Origin of the sequence: Acinetobacter rudis (assembly GCF_000829675.1) — a bacterium.
Classification (GTDB): Bacteria; Pseudomonadota; Gammaproteobacteria; order Pseudomonadales; family Moraxellaceae; genus Acinetobacter; species Acinetobacter rudis.
On the sequence record NZ_BBRX01000028.1, the window covers coordinates 15021 to 37566 of the forward strand.

General features: G+C 40.9%; 25 protein-coding genes, 2 tRNA genes, 1 other RNA gene and 1 riboswitch. Of the genes, 17 read left to right on the forward strand and 11 right to left on the reverse strand.

Annotated features, from left to right (window positions below; translation table 11 throughout):
• Positions 1–43: 43 nt before the first annotated feature.
• The 3 genes from rnpB to coaD all read right to left on the reverse strand — a co-directional run bounded on the left by rnpB (position 44) and on the right by coaD (position 1192).
• Positions 44–407: RNase P RNA component class A (rnpB, locus tag Aru01_RS08210), an RNA gene on the reverse strand.
• A gap of 25 nt (positions 408–432) precedes the next feature.
• Complete coding sequence (locus Aru01_RS08215; protein ID WP_040331052.1) at positions 433–699, reverse strand: YfhL family 4Fe-4S dicluster ferredoxin; 267 nt, start codon at positions 697–699, stop codon at positions 433–435.
• A gap of 1 nt (position 700) precedes the next feature.
• Positions 701–1192: a pantetheine-phosphate adenylyltransferase gene (gene coaD, locus Aru01_RS08220; RefSeq protein ID WP_016655259.1), complete on the reverse strand. Its 492-nt coding sequence runs from the start codon at positions 1190–1192 to the stop codon at positions 701–703.
• Positions 1193–1331: 139 nt separating this feature from the next.
• On the opposite strand from coaD, the gene smpB reads away from it, so the two are divergent.
• Positions 1332–1808 carry an SsrA-binding protein SmpB gene (gene smpB / locus Aru01_RS08225; RefSeq protein ID WP_016655258.1) on the forward strand — a complete coding sequence of 159 codons (477 nt, stop codon included), beginning with the start codon at positions 1332–1334 and terminating at the stop codon, positions 1806–1808.
• 67 nt (positions 1809–1875) lie between these two features.
• Here smpB and pgeF read toward each other — a convergent pair whose 3' ends face one another.
• Positions 1876–2616: a peptidoglycan editing factor PgeF gene (pgeF, locus tag Aru01_RS08230; protein WP_016655257.1), complete on the reverse strand. Its 741-nt coding sequence runs from the start codon at positions 2614–2616 to the stop codon at positions 1876–1878.
• 38 nt (positions 2617–2654) lie between these two features.
• Positions 2655–3707 (reverse strand): 23S rRNA pseudouridine(1911/1915/1917) synthase RluD, encoded by a 1053-nt coding sequence (gene rluD / locus Aru01_RS08235; protein ID WP_016655256.1) that lies wholly within the window; start codon positions 3705–3707, stop codon positions 2655–2657.
• Positions 3708–3778: 71 nt separating this feature from the next.
• On the opposite strand from rluD, the gene Aru01_RS08240 reads away from it, so the two are divergent.
• Positions 3779–4756 (forward strand): outer membrane protein assembly factor BamD, encoded by a 978-nt coding sequence (locus Aru01_RS08240; protein ID WP_016655255.1) that lies wholly within the window; start codon positions 3779–3781, stop codon positions 4754–4756.
• 159 nt (positions 4757–4915) lie between these two features.
• Positions 4916–6838, forward strand: coding sequence for a DNA primase (locus Aru01_RS08245; RefSeq protein ID WP_016655254.1), 1923 nt, complete (start codon positions 4916–4918; stop codon positions 6836–6838).
• A 7-nt stretch (positions 6839–6845) separates the two neighbouring features.
• Here Aru01_RS08245 and hemA read toward each other — a convergent pair whose 3' ends face one another.
• Positions 6846–8147, reverse strand: a complete 1302-nt coding sequence (gene hemA / locus Aru01_RS08250) for a glutamyl-tRNA reductase (protein WP_016655253.1) — start codon at positions 8145–8147, stop codon at positions 6846–6848.
• A 109-nt stretch (positions 8148–8256) separates the two neighbouring features.
• Between hemA and Aru01_RS08255 the strand changes: the two genes are divergently transcribed.
• The 10 genes from Aru01_RS08255 to ribB all read left to right on the forward strand — a co-directional run bounded on the left by Aru01_RS08255 (position 8257) and on the right by ribB (position 15285).
• Positions 8257–9939 carry a tetratricopeptide repeat protein gene (locus Aru01_RS08255; RefSeq protein WP_016655252.1) on the forward strand — a complete coding sequence of 561 codons (1683 nt, stop codon included), beginning with the start codon at positions 8257–8259 and terminating at the stop codon, positions 9937–9939.
• 8 nt (positions 9940–9947) lie between these two features.
• A complete protein-coding gene (gene lolB / locus Aru01_RS08260; protein WP_040331074.1) occupies positions 9948–10538 on the forward strand; it encodes a lipoprotein insertase outer membrane protein LolB in 591 nt (196 codons plus the stop codon).
• Positions 10539–10575: 37 nt separating this feature from the next.
• Positions 10576–11412, forward strand: a complete 837-nt coding sequence (gene ispE, locus Aru01_RS08265; protein ID WP_016655250.1) for a 4-(cytidine 5'-diphospho)-2-C-methyl-D-erythritol kinase — start codon at positions 10576–10578, stop codon at positions 11410–11412.
• Positions 11411–11485, forward strand: a tRNA-Gln gene (locus tag Aru01_RS08270). The genes ispE and Aru01_RS08270 overlap by 2 nt, the downstream gene beginning before the upstream one ends.
• An 89-nt stretch (positions 11486–11574) precedes the next feature.
• Positions 11575–11649, forward strand: a tRNA-Gln gene (locus Aru01_RS08275).
• A gap of 35 nt (positions 11650–11684) precedes the next feature.
• Positions 11685–12638, forward strand: a complete 954-nt coding sequence (locus tag Aru01_RS08280) for a ribose-phosphate pyrophosphokinase (RefSeq protein WP_016655249.1) — start codon at positions 11685–11687, stop codon at positions 12636–12638.
• A gap of 96 nt (positions 12639–12734) precedes the next feature.
• Complete coding sequence (gene rplY, locus Aru01_RS08285) at positions 12735–13031, forward strand: 50S ribosomal protein L25 (RefSeq protein WP_016655248.1); 297 nt, start codon at positions 12735–12737, stop codon at positions 13029–13031.
• 23 nt (positions 13032–13054) lie between these two features.
• Complete coding sequence (gene pth / locus Aru01_RS08290; protein WP_016655247.1) at positions 13055–13633, forward strand: aminoacyl-tRNA hydrolase; 579 nt, start codon at positions 13055–13057, stop codon at positions 13631–13633.
• A 152-nt stretch (positions 13634–13785) separates the two neighbouring features.
• Positions 13786–14166 (forward strand): aspartate 1-decarboxylase, encoded by a 381-nt coding sequence (gene panD / locus Aru01_RS08295; protein WP_016655246.1) that lies wholly within the window; start codon positions 13786–13788, stop codon positions 14164–14166.
• A gap of 199 nt (positions 14167–14365) precedes the next feature.
• A riboswitch (FMN riboswitch) is annotated at positions 14366–14527 on the forward strand.
• Between the two features lie 98 nt (positions 14528–14625).
• Positions 14626–15285, forward strand: coding sequence for a 3,4-dihydroxy-2-butanone-4-phosphate synthase (ribB, locus tag Aru01_RS08300; RefSeq protein WP_016655245.1), 660 nt, complete (start codon positions 14626–14628; stop codon positions 15283–15285).
• Between the two features lie 75 nt (positions 15286–15360).
• On the opposite strand, the gene Aru01_RS08305 is transcribed toward ribB, so the two are convergent.
• A complete protein-coding gene (locus Aru01_RS08305; RefSeq protein ID WP_040331073.1) occupies positions 15361–15864 on the reverse strand; it encodes an HPP family protein in 504 nt (167 codons plus the stop codon).
• 93 nt (positions 15865–15957) lie between these two features.
• Between Aru01_RS08305 and Aru01_RS08310 the strand changes: the two genes are divergently transcribed.
• Entirely contained in the window at positions 15958–16518 is a 561-nt protein-coding gene (locus tag Aru01_RS08310) for a TetR/AcrR family transcriptional regulator (protein WP_016655243.1), read from the forward strand.
• A gap of 122 nt (positions 16519–16640) precedes the next feature.
• Here Aru01_RS08310 and Aru01_RS08315 read toward each other — a convergent pair whose 3' ends face one another.
• A complete protein-coding gene (locus Aru01_RS08315; protein ID WP_016655242.1) occupies positions 16641–17258 on the reverse strand; it encodes a LysE family translocator in 618 nt (205 codons plus the stop codon).
• Positions 17259–17299: 41 nt separating this feature from the next.
• Entirely contained in the window at positions 17300–17791 is a 492-nt protein-coding gene (locus Aru01_RS08320; protein ID WP_016655241.1) for a DUF1289 domain-containing protein, read from the reverse strand.
• A 111-nt stretch (positions 17792–17902) separates the two neighbouring features.
• Between Aru01_RS08320 and trhO the strand changes: the two genes are divergently transcribed.
• Entirely contained in the window at positions 17903–18835 is a 933-nt protein-coding gene (trhO, locus tag Aru01_RS08325) for an oxygen-dependent tRNA uridine(34) hydroxylase TrhO (protein WP_016655240.1), read from the forward strand.
• 85 nt (positions 18836–18920) lie between these two features.
• On the opposite strand, the gene Aru01_RS08330 is transcribed toward trhO, so the two are convergent.
• Both Aru01_RS08330 and Aru01_RS08335 read right to left on the reverse strand, forming a co-directional pair.
• Positions 18921–19445, reverse strand: a complete 525-nt coding sequence (locus Aru01_RS08330; protein WP_040331072.1) for a YecA/YgfB family protein — start codon at positions 19443–19445, stop codon at positions 18921–18923.
• A gap of 203 nt (positions 19446–19648) precedes the next feature.
• On the reverse strand, positions 19649–19846 hold the full coding sequence (locus tag Aru01_RS08335; RefSeq protein ID WP_016655238.1) for a PA3496 family putative envelope integrity protein: 198 nt from the start codon (positions 19844–19846) through the stop codon (positions 19649–19651).
• Between the two features lie 307 nt (positions 19847–20153).
• On the opposite strand from Aru01_RS08335, the gene rpoD reads away from it, so the two are divergent.
• Together rpoD and Aru01_RS08345 are read left to right on the forward strand one after the other, a co-directional pair.
• Complete coding sequence (rpoD, locus tag Aru01_RS08340) at positions 20154–22094, forward strand: RNA polymerase sigma factor RpoD (RefSeq protein ID WP_228128724.1); 1941 nt, start codon at positions 20154–20156, stop codon at positions 22092–22094.
• Positions 22095–22229: 135 nt separating this feature from the next.
• Entirely contained in the window at positions 22230–22517 is a 288-nt protein-coding gene (locus tag Aru01_RS08345; protein WP_016655236.1) for a YbeD family protein, read from the forward strand.
• The last annotated feature ends 29 nt before the right edge of the window (positions 22518–22546 follow it).

A 22546-nucleotide genomic window follows, 5' to 3' on the forward strand; every position in this document is an offset into this window, starting at 1 on the left:
TCTAGCGTAAAACAAGATAGGTCAAGCACTTATTTCAAAAATTTTAAGAAGTGAGCCGATAAGCCGGGTTCTGTCGAGAACGATCATTCCTCTAGGCGTACAATTACTCATACGCTCCAGCAACCTACCCGAATCCAGTACGGGCCGTACCTCAGGATTCCTATTTGGTCTTGCTTCAGGTGGGGTTTACCTTGCCATGAACTGTTACCAGACATGCGGTGCGCTCTTACCGCACCCTTTCACCCTTACCACAATGTCGAAACATTATGGCGGTCTGCTCTCTGCTGCACTTGCCGTCGGCTCACGCCGCCCAGACGTTATCTGGCACCTTGCCCTGCGAAGCCCGGACTTTCCTCCCCCGTTTCGGTCACGAAGACTTAGACGGCAGCGATCGTTTGGCTCACTTCAGGGCTGGCATATTAACAAAGTTTGTTATGAATTACTTGTGTTTTTTTGAGCAATCAGTTTTTTATATTTTTCCAGTAGCTGTTCTTGGCTTTCCGCATGATTAGGGTCAAGTGGAATACAGTCTACAGGACAAAATAACTGACACTGTGGTTCATCGAAATGTCCCACACACTCAGTACACAAGTTTGGATGAATCTCATAGATCAGTTCACCCATGTAAATTGCCTCATTTGGGCAAACAGGTTCGCAAACATCACAATTGATGCATTCATCCGTAATATATAAAGACACCTTACCAACCTTTCCGATGTTTATTTTCAAATGCCTCGACCACGACAGGAGGTACGAAGCGAGTCACATCTCCTTTCAACCGCGCAATTTCACGCACCAGCGTAGAGGAGATAAATGAGTATTGCTCAGATGGCGTCAAAAAGACAGCTTCAAATTTTGGATCCAATTGGCGATTCATATTGGCGAGTTGGAATTCATATTCGAAATCTGAAATTGCTCGAAGGCCGCGTAATACTGCAGTGGCCTTTTGTTCTTGAAAAAAATCGACCAATAAGCCATCAAAGCCCACAAGCTCGACATTAGGCAAGTGTTTTAAAGATTGTTGAGCCAATTCAACCCGTTCTTCTAGGGTAAAAATAGGATTTTTATGGTGACCAATGGCAATTGCGATAACAACCTCGTCGAACATTCTTGCTGCACGACTCACTAAATCGACATGACCATTGGTGATAGGATCAAAAGTCCCAGGATAAATAACGCGAGTTTTACCCATCTAAAAAGCACTCTGACTAATTTGAAACCCTATTCTAACAAAAAGTTATTTATTGGCGAATCTTTAGCTGCATTTTGAAAGCACTTCACCTCTGCTGCGCTTTAAGGCAAAATAGAACTATTCTTGGAAATGTAGTCTTATGTCAAAAAATATTGTCGTAAAAAAGAATAATTCTGGCACCATTGCACAAAACAAACGTGCACGCCACGATTATTTTATTGAGGAAAAGTTTGAAGCTGGGCTTTCATTGCAAGGCTGGGAAGTTAAATCACTTCGTGCAGGTCGTATGACCATCACTGAAAGCTATATCCTATTTAAAAATAATGAAGCCTTTTTATTTGGTGCGCAAATTCAACCTTTACTTTCGGCATCAACCCATGTTGTTCCTGAAGCGACACGTACCCGTAAACTTTTGCTCTCACGGCGTGAAATTGAAAAGCTTATGGGTGCTGTCAACCAAAAGGGTTACTCATGCGTACCTTTAGCCTGTTATTGGAAAGGACATTTAGTTAAACTGGAAATTGCGTTGGTAAAAGGTAAACAACTGCATGATAAACGTGCAACTGAAAAAGACCGAGATTGGCAACGTGATAAAGCGCGTATTTTTCATAAATAATACAGCGAATAAAAAAAACCTCGAAATCATTCGAGGTTTTTTCTTTTAAAGCTTTTCTTTTGTAAAATTAGGCAATAAAAACAAAACTAGCCATTCGTCCTGTTTTTGGCTGACGCCGATAAGAGTAATAGTCCTGCACTTGAGTATATGTGCATTGATCCCCTCCCAATATCAATTCCACGCCTTGCTGCACCAAGATATAACGCGCAATCGCATAAAGGTCAGCATAGTACTTACCATCTTGTTGCCCAGCTTGAAAAGCACTCACTACAGCAGGATATTTTTCACAAAATGTATTACGCACTTCAGCACCAACCTCAAAACATGGTTGACTAATCGCAGCCCCTAACCATGCCCAAGTAGCTGAGCTCTGCATTTGGTGACATGTCTGCTCAATCACGCCCTCTGCCAAACCACGCCATCCTGCATGTAAGTTGGCGACCTCAGTCCCAGTAGCATTACCCAACACCACAGGTAAACAGTCTGCCGTCATAATCATCAAGCCTTGTCCAGATTGTGATGTTAACAAGGCATCACCTTCTAAAGCTTCCATTTCGGCATGCTGATCAATCTGATGGCAAATCGTACTGTGTGTTTGATTCAACCAATGCAAACGTTGTGCTCCATATTGAGCCAACTCATCAAGCAAAAACATTCGATGCTGTTGTACTCGTTGCGGGTCATCCCCCACATGCAAGGCTAAGTTAAACCCTTGCAGTTCAGGATGATGACTTGCTAAAGCACGCTGATGTTGAATTTGAGTTTGCCCGACATAAACACCCTGCGGTAAACCTGAAACAAATTGCATGTGATTTATCCTTTTGCTGGTGATTGCCTAAAGATTACTTAGTAAGCCTTATTTTCTTTGCGTAAAATCTCAACCAATTCAGCAAAATCTTCAGACCACGGCGCTTCAAAAATCATTTCTTCTTTGCTACGTGGATGAATAAGACCTAATTTTGAAGCATGTAATGCCTGACGTTTAAATTGGCGTAGGAATAACGTGAATATTTCAGATGCACCAGCAGGAACACGTACACGGCTCACATAAACTGGATCACCCAATAAAGGGAAACCAATATAGTTAAAATGCACACGGATTTGATGAGTACGGCCTGTTTCTAGCTGTGCTTGAATCCGTGTGAAGTTTTGGAAACGTTCCTTGACGTTATAGTGGGTGATTGCATCACGACCACCAGGTAGTACTGCCATTTTTATACGATCTACAGGATGACGTTTAATCGGCTCATCAATCGTTCCACCTGCAATGACATTGCCATAAACTACAAGATCATAAAGGCGATAAACTGTTTTTTTAGCCAACTGTTTAGAGAGTGAAAATTGAGCTTCTAAAGTTTTCGCTACAACCAATAGACCACTGGTGTCTTTGTCGATACGGTGCACAAGACCTGCACGTGATAGCTCTGCAGATTTAGGGTAATGGTACAAAATCGCATTGACCAATGTCCCATTAGGATTCCCAGCTCCTGGATGTACAACCATACCTACAGGTTTATTGATGACCATTATATCGTCATCTTCATAAATGATATCTAAAGGAATATTCTCAGGTTGCGCCGATGATTGAACCTCAAGCTCAACCTCTAAACTGAGCTGCTCATTGCCTTCACAACGATATTTGGGTTTAACGACTTGACCATTGACTAATAAATGGCCGTCTTTCATCCACTGTTTTAATTTCTCACGGGAAAATTCATTCCAAACGGCAGCAGCAACTTGATCAATGCGTTGCCCTAGATAAGATTCATCTAATTGAAATTGCAACGACAAACGTGTTGCAGTTGACGTTGAATTATGGTTATCTGCATCCTCAGAATCTTCAAGTAAGTTGAAATCGTTTTCTGAGAAATTAGAATTAGAAGATTGTGCTGAAGTCATTTGCTCATTGGGATAAAAGTGGTTTAATAGCGCAATTGTAGCCTATTGCCCCCATCAAAAGAGGATTTTTTATGTCTCTACCTCGTTATAAAATTACAATACTCGCTATTTCAGTCAGTTTGGCTACGACATTGGTGGGCTGTAGTAGCAATCCAAGCAAAAAAGAAGTGGTTGATACTGGTCCTCAAACGAGTGAACAAGCTTATTTTGTTAAAGCACAAAAAGCCTTAGATCGTAAGCAATATAGTGAAGCTGCAAAATCGTTAGAAGCGATTGATACCTACTTCCCTACTGGCCAATATGCACAACAAGCGCAATTGGAGCTGATCTATACCAAATTCCAGCAAAAAGATTATGAGGGTACTTTGGCCCTAGCGGATCGTTTCATTCAAATGAATCCACAGCATCCAGGCGCAGAATACGCTTACTATGTGCGTGGGGTAGCCAACATGGAACAAAACTATGATGGCTTGATTCGCTATACATCTTTACGCCAATCACATCGTGATGTTAGCTACCTAAAAGTGGCTTACCAGAACTTTGTCGATTTTATCCGTCGTTATCCAAGTAGCCAATATGCAGTCGATGCTGCACAGCGTATGAAGTTTATTGGCCAAGAAATGGCTGAAAGTGAAATGAATGCTGCGCGCTTCAACCTAAAGCGCCAAGCATGGCTTGCTGCACTTGAACGCTCACAATGGGTCGTAGAACACTATCCACAAACACCTCAAGTTCCAGAAGCATTGGCGACAATTGTCTATGCTTATAATAAGCTTGGTGATAAAGATAGTGCTCAACAATATGTTGAAATACTTAAACTCAACTACCCTAACCTTGTTAAAGCCAATGGTGACGTCAATCTGCGTGCTGCACGTCGTGAAGGCAGCTGGATTAACCGTGCGACACTCGGTCTATTTGGTCGTGAAGCAGCAACTACTGCTGAAGAAAATGCTCAGCAAACAGCAACACCAGAGCAAAGCGATGATGCAGTACAACGTAGCTGGCTCAATCGTTTAAGTTTTGGCACCTTAGATAAAGCTGAAAAATAAGTCATATGGTCTGACTTCATGGTCAGTCCTGCTATTAATGATGATTAAAAGACGAGTTACTGCTCGTCTTTTTTATGCTTCGATATTTTTATTGAGCGGAGTAAGTTACACTGCACATCGGCAATTTTTTATTTTTATACAAGATCTGGCTTCTCGTTTATGGCAATTCCTCAACATACCATTGATCAAATTCTGGATCGTACCGATATTGTCGAGCTTATCGGTCAACGGGTTAAACTTAAAAAAACTGGCCGTACTTATTCGGGCTGTTGCCCATTTCATCAAGAAAAAACCCCTTCTTTTCACGTTTATCGAGATAAACAGTATTATCACTGCTTTGGTTGCCAAGCCAATGGCAATGCGATTCGCTTCCTCATGGACATTGACCAACGTAACTTTGTTGAGGTCATGAAGGAATTATCCAGTCAAACGGGGATTGAACTGCCACAAGAGCAGCATGACAACAAAAGGCTATCTTATACTCGAGAAAAAGTTGTAGCCAAAACTACGCCAGCGCCGAGTCCTGTATCTACAACATTGACGGAGCCAACAGCCAATACCGATCAAGCTAGCGCGCCAATAGAAACACCACCTCTTGATTTTGCTATAGATCCCTTTGAACAATTTCAACCTCAGTATGCAGATCCTGAACATGATGTGTTCTTTGATATATCACCAGAGCAACATGTTGAAGCAGATGGTAATCTCTATGACTTACTCGAAAATATTGCTAATTTCTATCAGCAGCAATTGCCTTTAAGCAAATCAGCACAACGTTATTTTAAAAAACGTGGTTTAAGCAACGAAACAATTCAATACTGGCGTTTAGGTTATGCACCTGATGACTGGCAACATTTACAGCATGCTTTTCCTCAAGATATCCAAGGCCTCAAATTACTTGGATTAATTCGAACCAGTGATAATGGCCGTGATTTTGACTTACTTCGCGATCGAGTCATTTTTCCCATTCGAGACAGTAAAGGACGTGTCGTCGGTTTTGGTGGCCGTGCACTCAATGATGAAATTAAACCCAAATACATCAACTCCCCTGATTCTGAGGTGTTTCATAAAAACCGTTTACTTTATGGTCTCTATGAAGGACGTAAACAAAAAGCCCATGACTGGTTAATGGTTGAGGGTTATATGGATGTCATCGCACTACAACAATCAGGTGTATATGGTGCAGTCGCGACACTCGGAACAGCCAGTAATGAAGAACATCTCAATATTTTATTTAAGCAAAATAATCAACTGACTATTGCCTTTGATGGCGATGCTGCGGGGCAAAAAGCAGCTCGACGTACTTTAGAAATCGCTTTACCTTTATTAAGTGATGGTCGTGAACTTAAGTTCTTTGTTTTACCAGATCAACATGATCCAGACTCATTGATGCGACAAGAAGGCTTTGAAACCTTTAACCGTCTTTGGCAACAGTCTCCACTACTGTCTGACTTTATTTTTGCTTTGCTCAGTCAACAGCATCAGATCACCACGCCAGAAGGGAAAAGCCAAGTCATGGCTGAACTCAATCAATTGACTGAGCTGCTGCCTAAACATGGTTCATATCGCTATCTACTCAAGCAGTTCTTTAAAGAAAAATTAGGCTTCAATAAGAAGTGGCAACCTCAAGTCAGTTTAGATGCCTCGCTGTCATTTAATATACGCACCAAAGATGAGGATTTTGCCACTGCGATTTTGATCCACTATCCGTATTTGTATAGCCATTTCGAAACGCTTCGCGCGATCATCCAACCCGATCAACTCTTAGCCCAAGTTCTCACGACTATTGATCGAGTATTTGAACAGCTTCCCGATGACCAAGAGCAAGCCAGTTATTTTATTTTAGGTGCATGCAGTGCTTATCATTATGAACTCAATGAGATCTTGCAACGTACTCATATTCATATGCTCATACAGGCACCAGAAATGGCAGACCAGCAAGCCAAAGAGTATGCACTGGCATTACAAGAAAAGTATCTAAAGCTTAAGTTAAAGTCGCCATCATCACTGCGCGAATCAAGACATTTACGTCAACAACTCAATGAGTTAACCAAGCAAATTAGTCTCAAGTTGATTCAGTAGTATTCAATTATTTGCCGTTTTCTTGGTCAAGTTTAGACTTACGTCGATTTTCTAAAATCTCAGGCAAGCTTTCTCGTAGCCATTCCATATGGCTTGGGTCTTCATGTTGAGCGGCTTGACGTAATAAAATTGAGGTTGGATGTAGCAGTTTTTGCGTCAGACGATGGGCAAAAGCCTGTAATACCTGTTCAGGATCGGCATCAGACTTTAGACTCTCCAATGCGTGTTTTAATTCTTGTTGCTCAAGCATTTCTGCTTGTTCACGATAGTGGCATATCAAATCAGCAGCAGCGTCAACTTTTTGTTGAATCACTAGCTTAGAAACTAATTGATTGACCATCACTTCTGCTTCAACAGCCGCTTGGCGACGTTGTGCAAGGTTTTCATCTATTACGCTTTGTAAGTCATCAACACCGTAAAGATAAACACCATCTAGACTTTCAATTTTTGAATCAATATCACGGGGTACAGCCAGATCAACCATTAACATTTGTTCATAACGACGTTTTTTTAGTGCTGCTTTTACATCTGAAAAAGCAATAACTTGATGCAAACTGCCTGTACAGCTAGAAATCACATCGGCACGATGTAAGTTTTGTGCCAATTGATCAAAAGGAATAATTTCAACACTGACACGATGAGCGATTTCTTGAGCAAGTTTTTCAGCACGCTCACGACCACGGTTACAAATTAAAATTTTGGCCACACCCATTTCAGCCAAATGCTTCGCCACCAAGCTGTTCATTTCCCCTGCTGCAACCACCATCACGGTGAGTGTAGAAGCTTCAGAAAAAACTTGTAATGCCAACTGCGCCACTGCGTATCCCATAGAGACCGCATGACTTCCGACTGCTGTCTCTGAACGCACACGTTTTGCGGCATAGAAAGCATATTCAAAAATTTGATTGAGTTGTTGCGACACCACACCAACATCTTTGGCACAAGATAAGGCGGTTTTAACCTGACCCAAAATTTGAGGTTCACCTAACATGAGTGAATCAAGGCCACTCGATACACGCATTAAATGACTAACTGCTTCAGTATTTTCGTAACAATACACATGATTAGATAATTGTTTTACTTCAATCTGATTTGACTCCGCCAACCAATTTAATAAAATGTCTGCATGATCTGCCATCGCATAGATTTCTGTGCGGTTACAGGTAGACACCACCACCATGTCATGTAACTCATGGTGATGACTTTGCTGTGAAAGCAATTGATTTAAGCGTTCTGGGTTAAACGCGACTCGCTCGCGTAACTCAACAGAAGCAGTTTGGTGATTGACGCCTAATGCAAAGAAAGACATATCAGATCATCATTTCACAAAAATTATGCTATTGTGCATCATTGGTGTCATAAATAAATATTACTTGGATCAAATTAAATTGCGTTATTTCAGCAGCCGATTCAACAACATGGCAATAAAGCGTTATTCTACCACACTCTTACTGGTAGGAGGCATGACCTCGGCTGCTCATTCACGAGCTACCGAGCAAATTTATCATATTCAATCAAATAATGATGCAATATTACAAAGTATGGTGGCAGAATTTGCTTTGGCAAATGGAGATATTCCCACTGCATTACACAATTATACGGTATTAGCTATCCGAGGCAACTCAACCAGTATTAAACAACGTGCATTAAATATCGCGATCGAACAAGAAAATTTACAGTCTGCTCTAGATATTGCACGTCATTGGGTCGTTCAAGAACCCAAAGATGTACCTGCTAAATTTTATTTGGCCCATATTGCCCTCAAAGCGCATGAGTATGAATTAGCAGCACAAACACTCAACAGTATTTTAACGATAGACCCGAATGCGGATCTGGAAAAAATTCTTGCGGGAATCATGCCAGACTCAGAAGTCGATCGTAATAACCTACTCAATACTTTAAAAGCCAGTCAAAAAAAGGATAACCCATCTATTTTGGTTTTGATTGCAGGTCTAGAGGCACAAAATGGTCATTTAGAACAGGCTCTGCAAAGTGTTAATAAGGCACTGCGTAAACGTCCTAAAGTGACGAGCTTTATTTTATTTAAAGCGAATCTGCTTACTGCCCTTGGCGATCAAGATGAAACAGAACAATGGTATGCAAAAAGTAGTCGCAAAAATAGTCGCAATCTAGAAGTACGTTTAGCTGAAGTGCGTTTTCTCATTAAACGTGAAAAACCAGAAGAAGCCTTAGATAAATTACAAAAAATTATTTTGATTTGGCCTGACTCAGACGAAGCTTTGTTTATTGCAGGTTTGACCGCTATCGATCTAAAAGACTATGAACTTGCAGAAAAATATTTAATCGAATTGCGTGATTCGGATCAGTACCAAAACGAAGCCTACTACTATCTAGCGATTAATGCTGAACGTAAGCAACAACTTGAAACAGCTAAAGCCTATTATCGTTTAGTCGATGGCAATCTTTATACCGTTTCTCGTCGCAACTTAATTTCGATCTATGCCCATCAAGAAAGACTCAATGATGCATTACGCTTTCTCACCCAAGAACGGGTGAATTATCCACAGCATGCTAACTTTTTATATTTGGCTCAAGCAGAAATATTAAAAAAAATGGGCCATAAGCAGGCTGCCTTAAGCTTACTCAGTGAAGCTGTTGAGAACTTGCCTGATGACCCTGAAATTCTTTATGCACAAATTTTATTACTTGATCCATTTGAGGATCGCAAACACTTAGATCAGGCATTGAAAAAACTGCTTGAACTCGAACCGAATAGTCCAACTTATCTCAATGCTTATGCTTATACGTTGGCCTTACAAAATAGACGCCTAGATGAAGCGCGCTCATATGCAGAACGTGCACTCAACAATGCACCTGAACAAGCCTCAATTTTAGATACCTTAGGCTATATCACCTTTTTACAAAATGATTTTGATACCGCCGCTAAAGTATTGGCTCAAGCTTATAAACTCAATCCAAGTTTAAATATTGGTATTCGCTACGCAAAATCGTTATACATGCAGGGTTCGTTGGGCGAGTTTAATGTCGTTTTACAACAACTCAATGAAAACTATAAACATGATCCACAATTAGCGCAGTTAGATTTATTAGTGTTACCCCACAAACAAAAAAAGAGTTAAATTTAATGATGTTTCAAGCACAAGTGAAATACCTTGCGGCCGCATGTGTAGCACTTAGCCTGCTCAGTGGTTGTCAAACTGTAGGCAAAAAACCAGCCATCAACACTGCGCCACTCGAAGCTGGTCAAGATCCAACTAAGCAATTTAGTTTAGAAGGGAAAATTGGTGTTAAAACACCAAAGCAAAGTGGCAGCGCCTTCTATACTTGGCAACAAGACCAAGATCAATTTAGCATTCAGCTCAATGGCATCTTAGGGATTGGAAAAACCATCATTGAAGGCCAGCCAGGTCAGGTCACTTTAGACAGCAGTAAAACTGGACTGATCAGTGCAACTACACCAGAAGAATTATTGGAACGGGCTACAGGTTGGATAGCACCTATTACCTATATTATTGATTGGGTAAGAGCTCAACCCGCAACAAACGAAGCCGAACTTGAACGTGATGAACAGCAACGTTTAATTAAAATTAACGAAGCTGATTGGAATGTTGACCTCAGTTATGCAGATCAAGACACCTTGCCGAACAAACTGATTATGCGACAAACTTATCAAAGTGGCGAAGAAATCAAAATCACCCTGTTGATTCAAAAGCGCTAAAAAGTCATTTTCCTTTGTAATGAAGAAGTAATTCAACATGATACGTGTGCCGGCTCCAGCCAAACTCAATTTATTTTTGCATATTACTGGCCGTCGTGCTGATGGATATCACCTACTACAAAGTATCTTCCAACTGATTGATCTTTGTGATTGGTTACAATTTCACCCCCGCGATGACCAAAAAATCACGCTGAGTGGACTCGACCATGTCAATTCACAAGATAACTTGGTGTACAAAGCAGCGGTAAAAATCCAGCCATTTGCACAAAATTTCTGCGGCGTTGACATTGCGATTGAAAAAAATATTCCCATGGGTGCAGGTCTAGGTGGTGGATCTTCTGATGCAGCAACTACCTTGATTGTGCTCAATCAACTTTGGCAATGTCGTCTAAATTTACAACAACTTGCGGCACTTGGGCTCGAACTCGGTGCCGATGTGCCGTTTTTTATTCATGGTCAAAATGCATGGGCAGAAGGTCTAGGCGAACAACTTAAATACATCGATTTAGTTCAGAAAAAATACATTGTGCTAAAACCTGATTGTTTTATCAGCACTCAAATGCTTTTTTCACAAAAAACGTTGACAAGAAACTCGAAGCCTACTACATTTTGCGCCTATCAGTTAACGCCTTCTACTTTCGGCAATAACTTTGAGCCAGTGGCAAGAAGTTTATATCCTGAAGTAGATGAAGCAATGCGATATCTCGACCAGTTCGGAGTTGCAAAGCTTACAGGTACAGGTGCTTGTGTTTTTACTGAAGTCAATGCAGAAATGAATATTGACGAGATTATAGCAAACTCGCCTTGTACTGCGTACTTGGTCAATAGTTTAACAGAGTCTCCGATGTTGAGTTTCAAGTTGATTGGAAATTAGGGGCGTCGCCAAGTGGTAAGGCAGCGGGTTTTGATCTCGCCATCCGTTGGTTCGAATCCAGCCGCCCCTGCCAATTCAAAAAAGACAGTTCAGGTTTCACTATTTTGCATGCCATTTTCGGCTTGACAAAAATTTTGAAAACCAGTAAAGTTCTGCCGCATTAGGGGCGTCGCCAAGTGGTAAGGCAGCGGGTTTTGATCTCGCCATCCGTTGGTTCGAATCCAGCCGCCCCTGCCATCTCTTTCATATATACCAACCGCCAAGGGTGCTTCATGCCCAATCTTGTCGTTTTTAGTGGAACTGCTCATCCACAATTCGCCCAAAAAGTCGTAAGCCATTTGCATATTCCTTTAGGTGCTGCATCTGTAGGTCATTTCTCTGATGGCGAAATCGCTGTCGAAATTACTGAAAACGTACGTGGTAAAGACGTATTTGTTGTTCAGCCTACTTGTGCTCCTACCAATGATAACCTTATGGAAATCTTGGTTATGGCAGATGCCTTGCGTCGTGCGAGTGCCGGTCGTATCACGGCTGTAATTCCTTACTTTGGTTATGCTCGTCAAGATCGTCGTCCACGTTCAACTCGTGTACCGATCACAGCAAAAGTTGTAGCAGATATGTTGACCACTGTCGGTATCGACCGTGTTGTCATGATTGACCTACATGCTGACCAAATCCAAGGTTTCTTCGATATCCCTGTTGACAACATTTATGGTACGCCTGCGTTATTGGCTGACCTACGTCAGCAACAACATGACAACTTGATGGTGGTATCACCTGACGTTGGTGGTGTTGTTCGTGCACGTGCTGTTGCTAAACAAATGGGTGATATTGATCTTGCAATTATCGATAAACGTCGTCAAAAAGCTAATGAAGCGCAAGTTATGCACTTGATTGGTGATGTGAAAGGACGTGATTGTGTCATCGTTGATGATATGGTCGATACTGCAGGTACACTTTGTAAAGCTGCTGATGCGCTCAAACAATTTGGCGCTCGTCGTGTTGTTGCTTATGCAACTCACCCAGTTTTATCTGGTAAAGCACTCGATAATTTACGTAATTCTGTAATTGATGAACTTGTTGTCACTGACACTATTCCTCTTTCTGCAGAAGCACAAGAGCATCCAAAAATTCGTCAAGTTTCTGTTGCAAGTATGGTTGCAGAAACGATTCGTCGTATTAATAACGAAGAATCAATTAGCGCAATGTTTGATAGTTATCTCTAACAGCGTTAAATCTTTAAGCCCTGATCTCAAATCAGGGCTTTATCACACTAAACTGGTCGAAGGTTTAGTCTAATTAAACTCAATGAGGATTTGCTCATGGCAAACTTTACATTAAACGCTCAAGCACGTGCTGAAGATCTACAAGGGAAAGGTTCGAGCCGCCGCCTACGTCTTCAAGCGCAAGTTCCAGCAATCATCTATGGTGGTGATGCTGAACCTGTAACTATTACTTTAGAACTTCGTGAGCTTGTTAAAGCTCTAGAAAGCAATGCTTTCTTTGAAGAAGTAATCGAAATCAAAATCGGTGACAAAGTAGAAAACGTTAAAATCCAAGCGATGCAACGTCACCCTGCTAAAAACACACCAATGCACGCTGACTTCAAACGTGCTTAAGTGTTAAGAAAGGCGTCAAATTCGTGTCGAATATTTCGCTAATCGTCGGTTTGGGCAACCCTGGAAAGGAGTATGCCCAAACTCGTCACAATGCCGGATTTTGGTTTGTTGAGCAAATCGCAGACCGTTACAACATTCCCCTCAAAGTAGATACAAAATTCCATGGCCTAAGTGGGCGTGGTAATGTCGAAGGCCACGATGTGCGCCTCCTCCTCCCAAGCACTTTTATGAACCGTTCTGGTCAAAGTGTTGTTCCTTTTGCTAAGTTTTATCAGATTGCCCCTGAATCAATTTTAATTGCTCATGACGAACTGGATATGAATCCAGGTGTTATTCGCTTAAAATCTGGTGGTGGTCATGGTGGACACAATGGCTTAAAGGATATCGTGCCTCATATCGGCGCAAACTTTCAACGCTTAAGAATTGGTATTGGTCATCCTGGCGCCAAAGAATTGGTTTCTGGGCATGTACTCAGTAAAGCCCCTAGTAGTGAACAAAATTTAATGGATGATGCCATTCATCATGCATTATCTCGTTTATCATTACTGCTAGACGGCCAAATCCAACAAGCCATGAACCAAATTAATGCTTATAAGCCTTAAATTGCCTTGCAACTGTTTAGTCTGACGCTTAAGACTTGTTATTAGATAAACTTAAGCGCAAACTGCTGCGGTTCGAACTACAATCAATTTCGGATACGACAATAACACTCGGCATTTGACTCAAACTCAAGTCTAATCAGGAGACGCAAACCGTGCTATCTCGTTTATTAAAATGCAAAATCCATCGCGCAGTCGTTAGTCATGCAGAACTACATTATGAAGGTTCATGTGCAATTGATGGCACGCTTATGGATCTTGCTGGCATTCGTGAATATGAAGAAATTCATGTATGGAATGTAACCAATGGCAAACGTTTTACTACTTATGCGATTCGCGGTGAAAACGACTCAGGCATCATTTCTGTAAATGGTGGTGCTGCGCATCAAGCAGAAGTCGGTGATCTAGTGATTATTGCAACTTTTGGTGATTTTACTGAACTGGAAGCAGAACAGCATAAGCCACGTTTAGTGTATGCAAATCCAGACAATACAGTTAACCACACAGCAAATTGCATTCCTGTGCAAGTCGCGTAAAACATATTTTAAATGTTCATATGCCTCGGATATTTTTTCTTTAAGACTTCAAATTAAAGTAAATTTTCGAGCTAAAGTCCGATGCTATATCGGACTTTTTCATTTCATTAGCATATTTTCTCCAATATATTTGGCTATTAATTATACATTACTGACTCACCAGCCCTCGCCTTCTATATTTATCCGCGTATACTAAATGCATCGCTTCAGGGCGGGGTGTAATTCCCCACCGGTGGTATTTTAAATACTCTCTATTCAAGATGATGATTTAATCAGCCCACGAGCCGATCAGCATGTGCTGATCAGCAGATTTGGTAAAAAGCCAAAGCCGACGGTATAGTCCGGATGAAAGAAGACGAGATCGTAAGTCGCCTTTTCAAAGAAAGGTTACTGCTGCGAACCTGTTTCCATCAAGTCCTGAAATGTTCCCACGTACTATGAAATTACGAGAGCGTTTCAATGTCTAGTTTAATCCAATCTGAAATTTTCTTTGCAGCCCTTAATCCTGCAGAACAACGTATGCAACAAGCCCTTCAAGATTTACGTCAAGGTAAACCTGTCGTCGTTATGGATGACTTTGACCGTGAAAATGAAGCCGATCTGATTGTTGCGGCTGAAACCTTAAATGTTGAAACCATGGCACGTATGATTCGTGATGGTTCAGGCATTGTTTGTCTATGTCTTACAGAGGAAACAGCTGACCACCTAGAACTTCCACCAATGGTCAGTGATAACTCAAGTCAATTCCGTACTGCATTTACAGTCACGATCGAAGCTGCCCAAGGCGTTACCACAGGTGTTTCAGCACAAGATCGAGTAACAACGATTCAAGCGGCTGTACGTGATGGTGCTGTTGCAAGCGATCTCAACCGCCCTGGACATATTTTCCCATTGCGCTCACGTGAAGGTGGTGTATTGACTCGTCGCGGTCATACCGAATCTTCTGTAGATTTAGCGCGTATGGCAGGTCTTAAACCAGCGGGTGTACTCTGCGAACTCACCAACCCTGATGGCTCAATGTCAGCAGGTATTCAAGTGTTGTCTTATGCACAGACTCATCAACTTACTGTCATCAGTGTTGAAGAAATCGTGCAATACCGTTTAGCACACAATATCTAATCAGATAAATCTAACAAAGCATTTGAGCCTAGGGAGATCACTGCCTAGGCTCAATTTATTTAAGCCAAGGCGTGCTTAATTTAATCGAGTTGGCCACTTCTGTTTTGAGAACACATTATTTACCACATAAGCAATCAGCACCAAAATGACGGCACCAAGCAGCACAGGGAAAAATAAAAAGTGCCAAGAATAATCCATTTGATGTGCAGTTAATAAAATCACCAAAGGATTTGCCCCAGCAGGTGGATGCACGCAGGCAAAATATTGCATTACAGCAATCGCAACCCCAACAGCAAGCGCAATTGCCCAAACACTTGTACCCAATAGTTTTAGGGCAATTAAGCCCACTGCTGCAGAAAGTAAATGTCCTAAGATCACGTTACGAGGCTGTGCTAAAGGTGATTGGGAAACCGCATAAAGCAATACGCAACTTGCACCAAAAGGGGCCATAATCAAAGGTTGTTTTGACCACTGACTCAGCAGCAGTAAAACTAAAATACTTAGACTCGCACCCACTAACGCACGCAAGATCTCTGCATTGCTGGGTCTAACTTTTGGCTTAAGATGAAAAATTGACACGTATAGCCCCCGATACTTGCTTGATTCAGCATATTTAATTAGAATGAGAAAAATAGTACAGATCTGTACTAATTGCAACATGGATTTTAACTTATGTCTAAATCAGCTCAAAAAATATTGCATACTGCAGAACAACTGTTTAATCAGCACAGTTTTGTCTCTGTTGGAGTGGATTTAATTCGCGACCAGTCAGGTTGTTCAAAAACAACGCTTTATACTTACTATCAAAATAAACAACAGTTAATTCTTGCCGTACTCAAACAGCGTGACCAACAATTTCAAAAGCGTTTACTCGAGGCTGTTGGCCAACACACCGGTCAACACGCCTTAGATGCGATCTATCAATGGCATCTCAATTGGTTTCAAACAGATCAATTTAAGGGCTGTCTTTTTGTCAGAGCAGTTGCCGAATCAACTGCCGAAGAACAAGAGATTCAAATGCTTGCACAAGCACATAAAGACTGGTTAAGACAATTCATCTTAAAACAATGCCAAGAACTGGTGTATGCAGACGAAATCGCGTTACTTTACTTTAATCAACTTGAAGGCCTGATCAGCCGATTTTTAGTCGATGGCTTTGATGAAAGCATTGCATTACAAAGCAAAAAACAACTCGATTTTTTTATAACGGCTTTGCAAAACATGAAAAGCTAAGGCGACACAAACATTAAGTTCTAGGCGCTATTCACATGACATAGATACAAAAAGTGCTGAATTAAATTTTCAGCACTGGCCGTATCAATATTGAAATGAAAGTTCGTGATATATTTTGATTCTTAATTACCAAATATCGTCATATATATGCTGTAAAATGCAACTAACAATAATATTGCACCACAAGCCCCCAATAACTTGTGATACCAACGCGACTTCGATAATCGGTTGAAAGCTAAATACACCACTGTCAGTGTAGAGAAGTCGAGAATAATCCAAGTGATGGTTAAGATCATTAGACTTAAATCGATATCACTGCTGACCTGAATAAATTGTGGGAAAAAAGCAGCAAAGAAAATAATATCTTTAGGGTTAGAAATCGCGACTAAAAAACCTTGTTTAAAGCCACCACTTAAAGCACGAGAAGGCTGCAACTCACCTTCTGCTGTTGTTGATAGTGCTTCTTGAATAATTTGATAACCCAAATAAGCAATATAGACACAGCCCAATATTTTCACTATGGCAAACCACTGTGGATCAATCTTTAAAAAACCTTTTAAGATTAATACAGAGATTGCAATCAAGATCAAAGAAGCGAGATTGGTCCCGACAATGGTCTGTAAAGCCTTGCGATAGCCCCCTGTTAACCCAGCACTTGCCACAAGCAACATCACTGGGCCAGGCGTGGCAATCATGACCACTACAGCCAATATATACAGCAATAATTCACTAAAATTCATCCACGTCCTACAACTTGATTACTATGAACATTTATATTGGCTTAGAGTAACTCTTCTTCTCCCCAGTGCAATAGATTTTGCTTAATCGCATCTGCTCGAAGCCATGCAAAATCATAACTCGCTGTCGCTAAAGCCAATATCCGTTGTTCAAATAACTGCCAAGTGGCTTTTACCTGCGTAGACTGAAGACCTAAACCACTTTCATCTGCAAAATTCTTATTTTTTTCACAGAGCTTTAATGCTTGATACAATAATCGGCCTTTACTTGCCGTAGCTAATACACGTACACGTTTACTTTGAATAAAGCGCTCCACTTGTTGCATATCAGCCAGCGCCAACATCGGGACTAAAATCTGATCCAACTGCGCATCCAAACGTGCCCAAACTGCCATTCGCTCTGCTTCACCATAGCCATTCCATTGAATGACTTCATGGCTAAATCGTCGACATCCACGGCACACGCTATCCCCAAATACCGTTGAACAACGTCCCGCACAAGGTGTTAAGGTTGGTATACGTCGCTGATTACTCACAAATTCCCCTTTTCAATTCCATAATATCTTTAAGAGATTCTCGCTTCTAAAACAAATTCGCGTTAGAATATGCGCCAAATTTTACCTATCTTAATACATTTGGAGTACTCCATGAACGCTACTGTAGAACAGCTTGCACCTGTAGAACAGCAGACGAGCACTACTTGGGTTGTTGCCGCGCTTTATCAATTTAAAGAAGTCGAAAATGCTGCTGAATTACAACAGCAACTTCTTGCGCTGGTAAAAACCATTAACCTGTGCGGTACTCTAATTGTTGCAGATGAAGGAATCAATGGGACTGTGGCTGGCGATCGTGCAGCCATTGATACTATCCATCAATTTTTGTTGGATCAAGGCTTTAGCACTATGGAATACAAAGAGTCTCTAAGTAGTGATAAACCATTTCGTAAAATGAAAATCAAACTCAAAAAAGAAATCGTTACTCTTGGTGTTGAAGTTAAACCTCGTGATCTAGTTGGTCACTATCTTGATCCTAAGCAATGGAATGAACTCATTGCGCGTGATGATGTCATCTTGATCGATACACGTAACGATTATGAATACAAAGCAGGAACTTTTAAAGGTGCGATCGATCCGAAAACTGAAAGTTTTCGTGAATTCCCTGAATATGTAAAACAAAACCTTGAACAGCACAAAGATAAAAAAGTAGCGATGTTCTGTACAGGTGGGATTCGCTGTGAAAAATCAACCTCTCTTCTTCTTCAAGAAGGCTTTAATGAAGTTTATCACCTAAAAGGCGGTATTTTAAAATACCTAGAAGAGACACCTACAGAAGAAAGTTTATGGGAAGGTGAATGTTTTGTATTTGACGGCCGTACAGCTGTGACGCACGGTGTTGAAGAAGGTGTAAATAGTAAATGTCATGCGTGTGGTTGGCCGCTTAGCCCTGAAGAAGTTGCACTACCTAGTTATGAACATGGTGTATCTTGTGTCTATTGCATCGAAAAAACGACTGATAAGCAAAAAAGTGGTTTCCGTATGCGCCAATCACAAATTGCAGCAGCAAAACGTAAACGTCTCTAATACGTTGACAAGATTTTAAAGTTAAAAAAACCGCAGTTCATGAACTGCGGTTTTTTTGATTAACACAACTTATTGGGTGTTGATCTTATTCTGGGCTGTGATACATCAAATAAATTTCGTTTAAATTTTCAGGAATTTCTTCAGCGATTTCATCCATCAACTGACCATTACGGCGGAAAGATTCCATTTGAGGATCTTCTTCGTCGATACCGCTAAACACCATCATTGGAAGTGTTAAATCAACCAACTGCTCTTCAAACTCAGGTGTAAACCATGCATCTTCGTTTAAGAACATCGCGTCAACAAAGCCAACGCTCCAATCCCCTAAACTTGATTCAACTGAAGCTTCTTCAATTTCAAAAGGAAAATCAATTCCTTCTTCATTGGCTAAATTTTGACGTAATTCTGCAAGCCAAAGTTTAACTTGCTCAATCACTGACTTAGGAACTTTATTCTGATTATTATCAAAAAGTTCATCTAACCAGCGATCAAATTGCGGACCAACAGCAATGGCAGACAAAAAACCATGAGTAGCAGCAAAATCTAGACCATACTCATTTTGGTCACCATCGAGATAATCACTTAGTACGTCTAAATCCAAGACACTCATTTCAATTCCAGCGTAGTTTTCAATAAGTGGATAGCATAACATTTTCATTGCTAACTGTAATCATCACAAAGATGACAATTAGCAGGCGAATGCAAGAAGTTGTAGATACTTCATACAAAACGATCAAATCTTGATGCTCTATTGATTCTAATAGCTCTTGCTTAGCATCATTTTTAATTGATTGCACATGAAAACATCACGCTTTATTCGTCTTCATCTTCGTCATCAAAATCGTAATCATAATCTTTTAATTCACGATCTAGTCGACGTTGTGCAAGTAACTCATCAATTAGTCTACGTTTTTCCAATGATTCTTTAGCACTTAGCTTACCAGTTGACTCATCAAAGCTTACATCATCGTCGCCAAAATTATCATCTAATTCAAAATCGGTTGAAGACACAAGTACTACCTCGGTTAAAAAAATTAAATGGGCCTAGCCGCTATTTATATTTGTTAAATATACTTGTCAAGGATTATTTTGAAATTTGATAAATAACTAGCACATTCTTCTTTATTTGGCTTTTTTTTAAGGTAGGAACTGTGTCATGATGCAACACTTACACAATTCGATTCAAAACAATGAATAATTTTAGTGTTGGACTTGAAATCACCGAACATGGCCCCAACCTATCGAACAACAAATGTTAAATCCAAATAGATTCATAACATGTTAGCGTACTAAATTATCATGATTAATTTTAACTAAATTGTGCTATCATGCACGGTTTTCGACTGCCACAGATTCAACAAAGAGTAAGCAAAAGATGAGCGATATGCATTCCCCTACTTCACAGGTAGCGGCTCTGATTAGCCGAGGCAAAGAACAAGGTTACTTAACCTACGCTGAGGTTAACGATCATCTTCCAGACTCCATCACTGAAAGCGAACAGATTGAAGACATTATTCAAATGCTTCAAGACGTTGGTATTCCTGTACATGAGCGTGCGCCTGAATCTGACGACACCATGTTCGAAGGCAATACCGAAGGTACTGATGAAGTTGCAGAGGAAGAAGCTGCTGCCGTATTGGCTTCCGTTGAAAATGAACCTGGTCGTACTACAGACCCTGTACGTATGTATATGCGTGAAATGGGTACGGTTGAACTCCTTACACGCGAAGGCGAAATCAGCATCGCAAAACGTATCGAAGAAGGTATTCGAGATGTTTTGCATTCTATCGCCTACTGGCCAAATGCCGTTGAAGTGGTATTGACCGAATATAAAGAATACCAAAATGGTGAACGTCGTTTAGCCGATATTCTTTCTGGCTACCTTGATCCTGAAACCAATGAAGAAATCCCTGAAGTCATCGTTGAAGAAGAAGAGATCGACGAAGACCGCAGCACTGCGAGCAAACCGACCAAAGACGTCAAACTAGATGACGACGAGGAAGAGGAAGAAGAAAGCGATTCAGAAGACGAAGCTGAATCAGGTCCAGATCCTGAAATTGCCCGTGTACGTTTTGAAGAACTTGAAAATGCGTGGAATCAAGCGAAGCAAGTGATTGCACAACATGGCCGTAATAGCGATGTTGCCAATGAAGCAATGCAATCTCTAGCCACCATCTTTATGATGTTTAAGTTTACTCCACGTCTTTTTGATACCATTTCAGAAATGATTCGCGGTACTCACGAACAAATCCGTACATCTGAACGTGAAGTGATGCGTTATGCAGTACGTCGTGGTCGTATGGATCGTACTCAATTCCGTACCTCGTTCCCGACTCAAGAATCAAATCCAGCATGGTTAGACGAACAAATCGCTAAAGCTTCTCCAGAAGTCAAAGCCCATTTAGAAAAAGTTCGTCCAGATATCTTAGCGTTCCAACAAAAGATCGCAGATATTGAAAATGACTTAAGTCTTAACGTAAAAGAAATCAAAGAGATTTCTAAGCGTATGGCAATCGGTGAAGCGAAAGCTCGTCGTGCTAAAAAAGAAATGATTGAAGCAAACTTACGTTTGGTAATTTCTATTGCGAAAAAATATACCAACCGTGGTTTGCAATTCCTCGACTTAATTCAAGAAGGTAACATCGGCTTGATGAAAGCTGTTGATAAGTTTGAATATCGTCGTGGTTATAAGTTCTCTACTTATGCAACTTGGTGGATTCGTCAGGCGATTACTCGTTCGATCGCGGACCAAGCACGTACAATTCGTATTCCAGTACACATGATTGAGACGATCAACAAAATCAACCGTGTATCACGTCAGTTACTGCAAGAAATGGGTCGCGAACCAACACCTGAAGAACTGGGCGAACGTCTAGAAATGGACGAAGTTAAAGTTCGTAAGGTCTTGAAGATTGCTAAAGAACCGATTTCAATGGAAACACCAATTGGTGATGACGAAGATTCGCACTTGGGTGATTTTATTGAAGATAGCAACATCACCTCTCCAGTTGATGCCGCTACATCTGAAGGTCTTAAAGAAGCAACACGTGAAGTTTTAGAAAACTTAACAGAACGTGAAGCTAAAGTACTGAAAATGCGCTTTGGTATCGACATGCCAACCGACCATACTTTAGAAGAAGTGGGCAAACAGTTTGACGTTACACGTGAACGTATTCGTCAGATTGAAGCAAAAGCATTACGTAAATTACGTCACCCTTCACGCTCTGAACACCTACGTTCATTCCTTGAAAATGACTAATCACTGATGCTGGATGGATCATTAGACTGCTAAGTGCTCGGCACTTGTATTTATCTGATTCACCCCCATTTTGATATTAAGTTTATAAAACGCCTGCTTAAGCAGGCGTTTTTCATACATTATGAGAGCAAGACTATGATCGACCGTACTCCATCTCGCGAATTGCGTGAAGACCTTTGGGTATTTCCTATGGACTACCCGATTAAATTGATTGGCGATGCTGGCCAAGAACTACGCGTAGCTGTGGTTGAAATTTTAATCAAACATTTTCCAAGCTTTGATGAAACTTCGCTGACTGTACAACCGTCTAGAACGGGTAAATACCATTCACTGACTGCACAGTTACGTTTTGATGAATTAGAACAAGTACATGCCCTCTACGCAGATTTGGCAGCTTGCCCACTAATTAAAACAGCACTGTAAACCCTAAAAGTGACTTTACGCTTTTATCC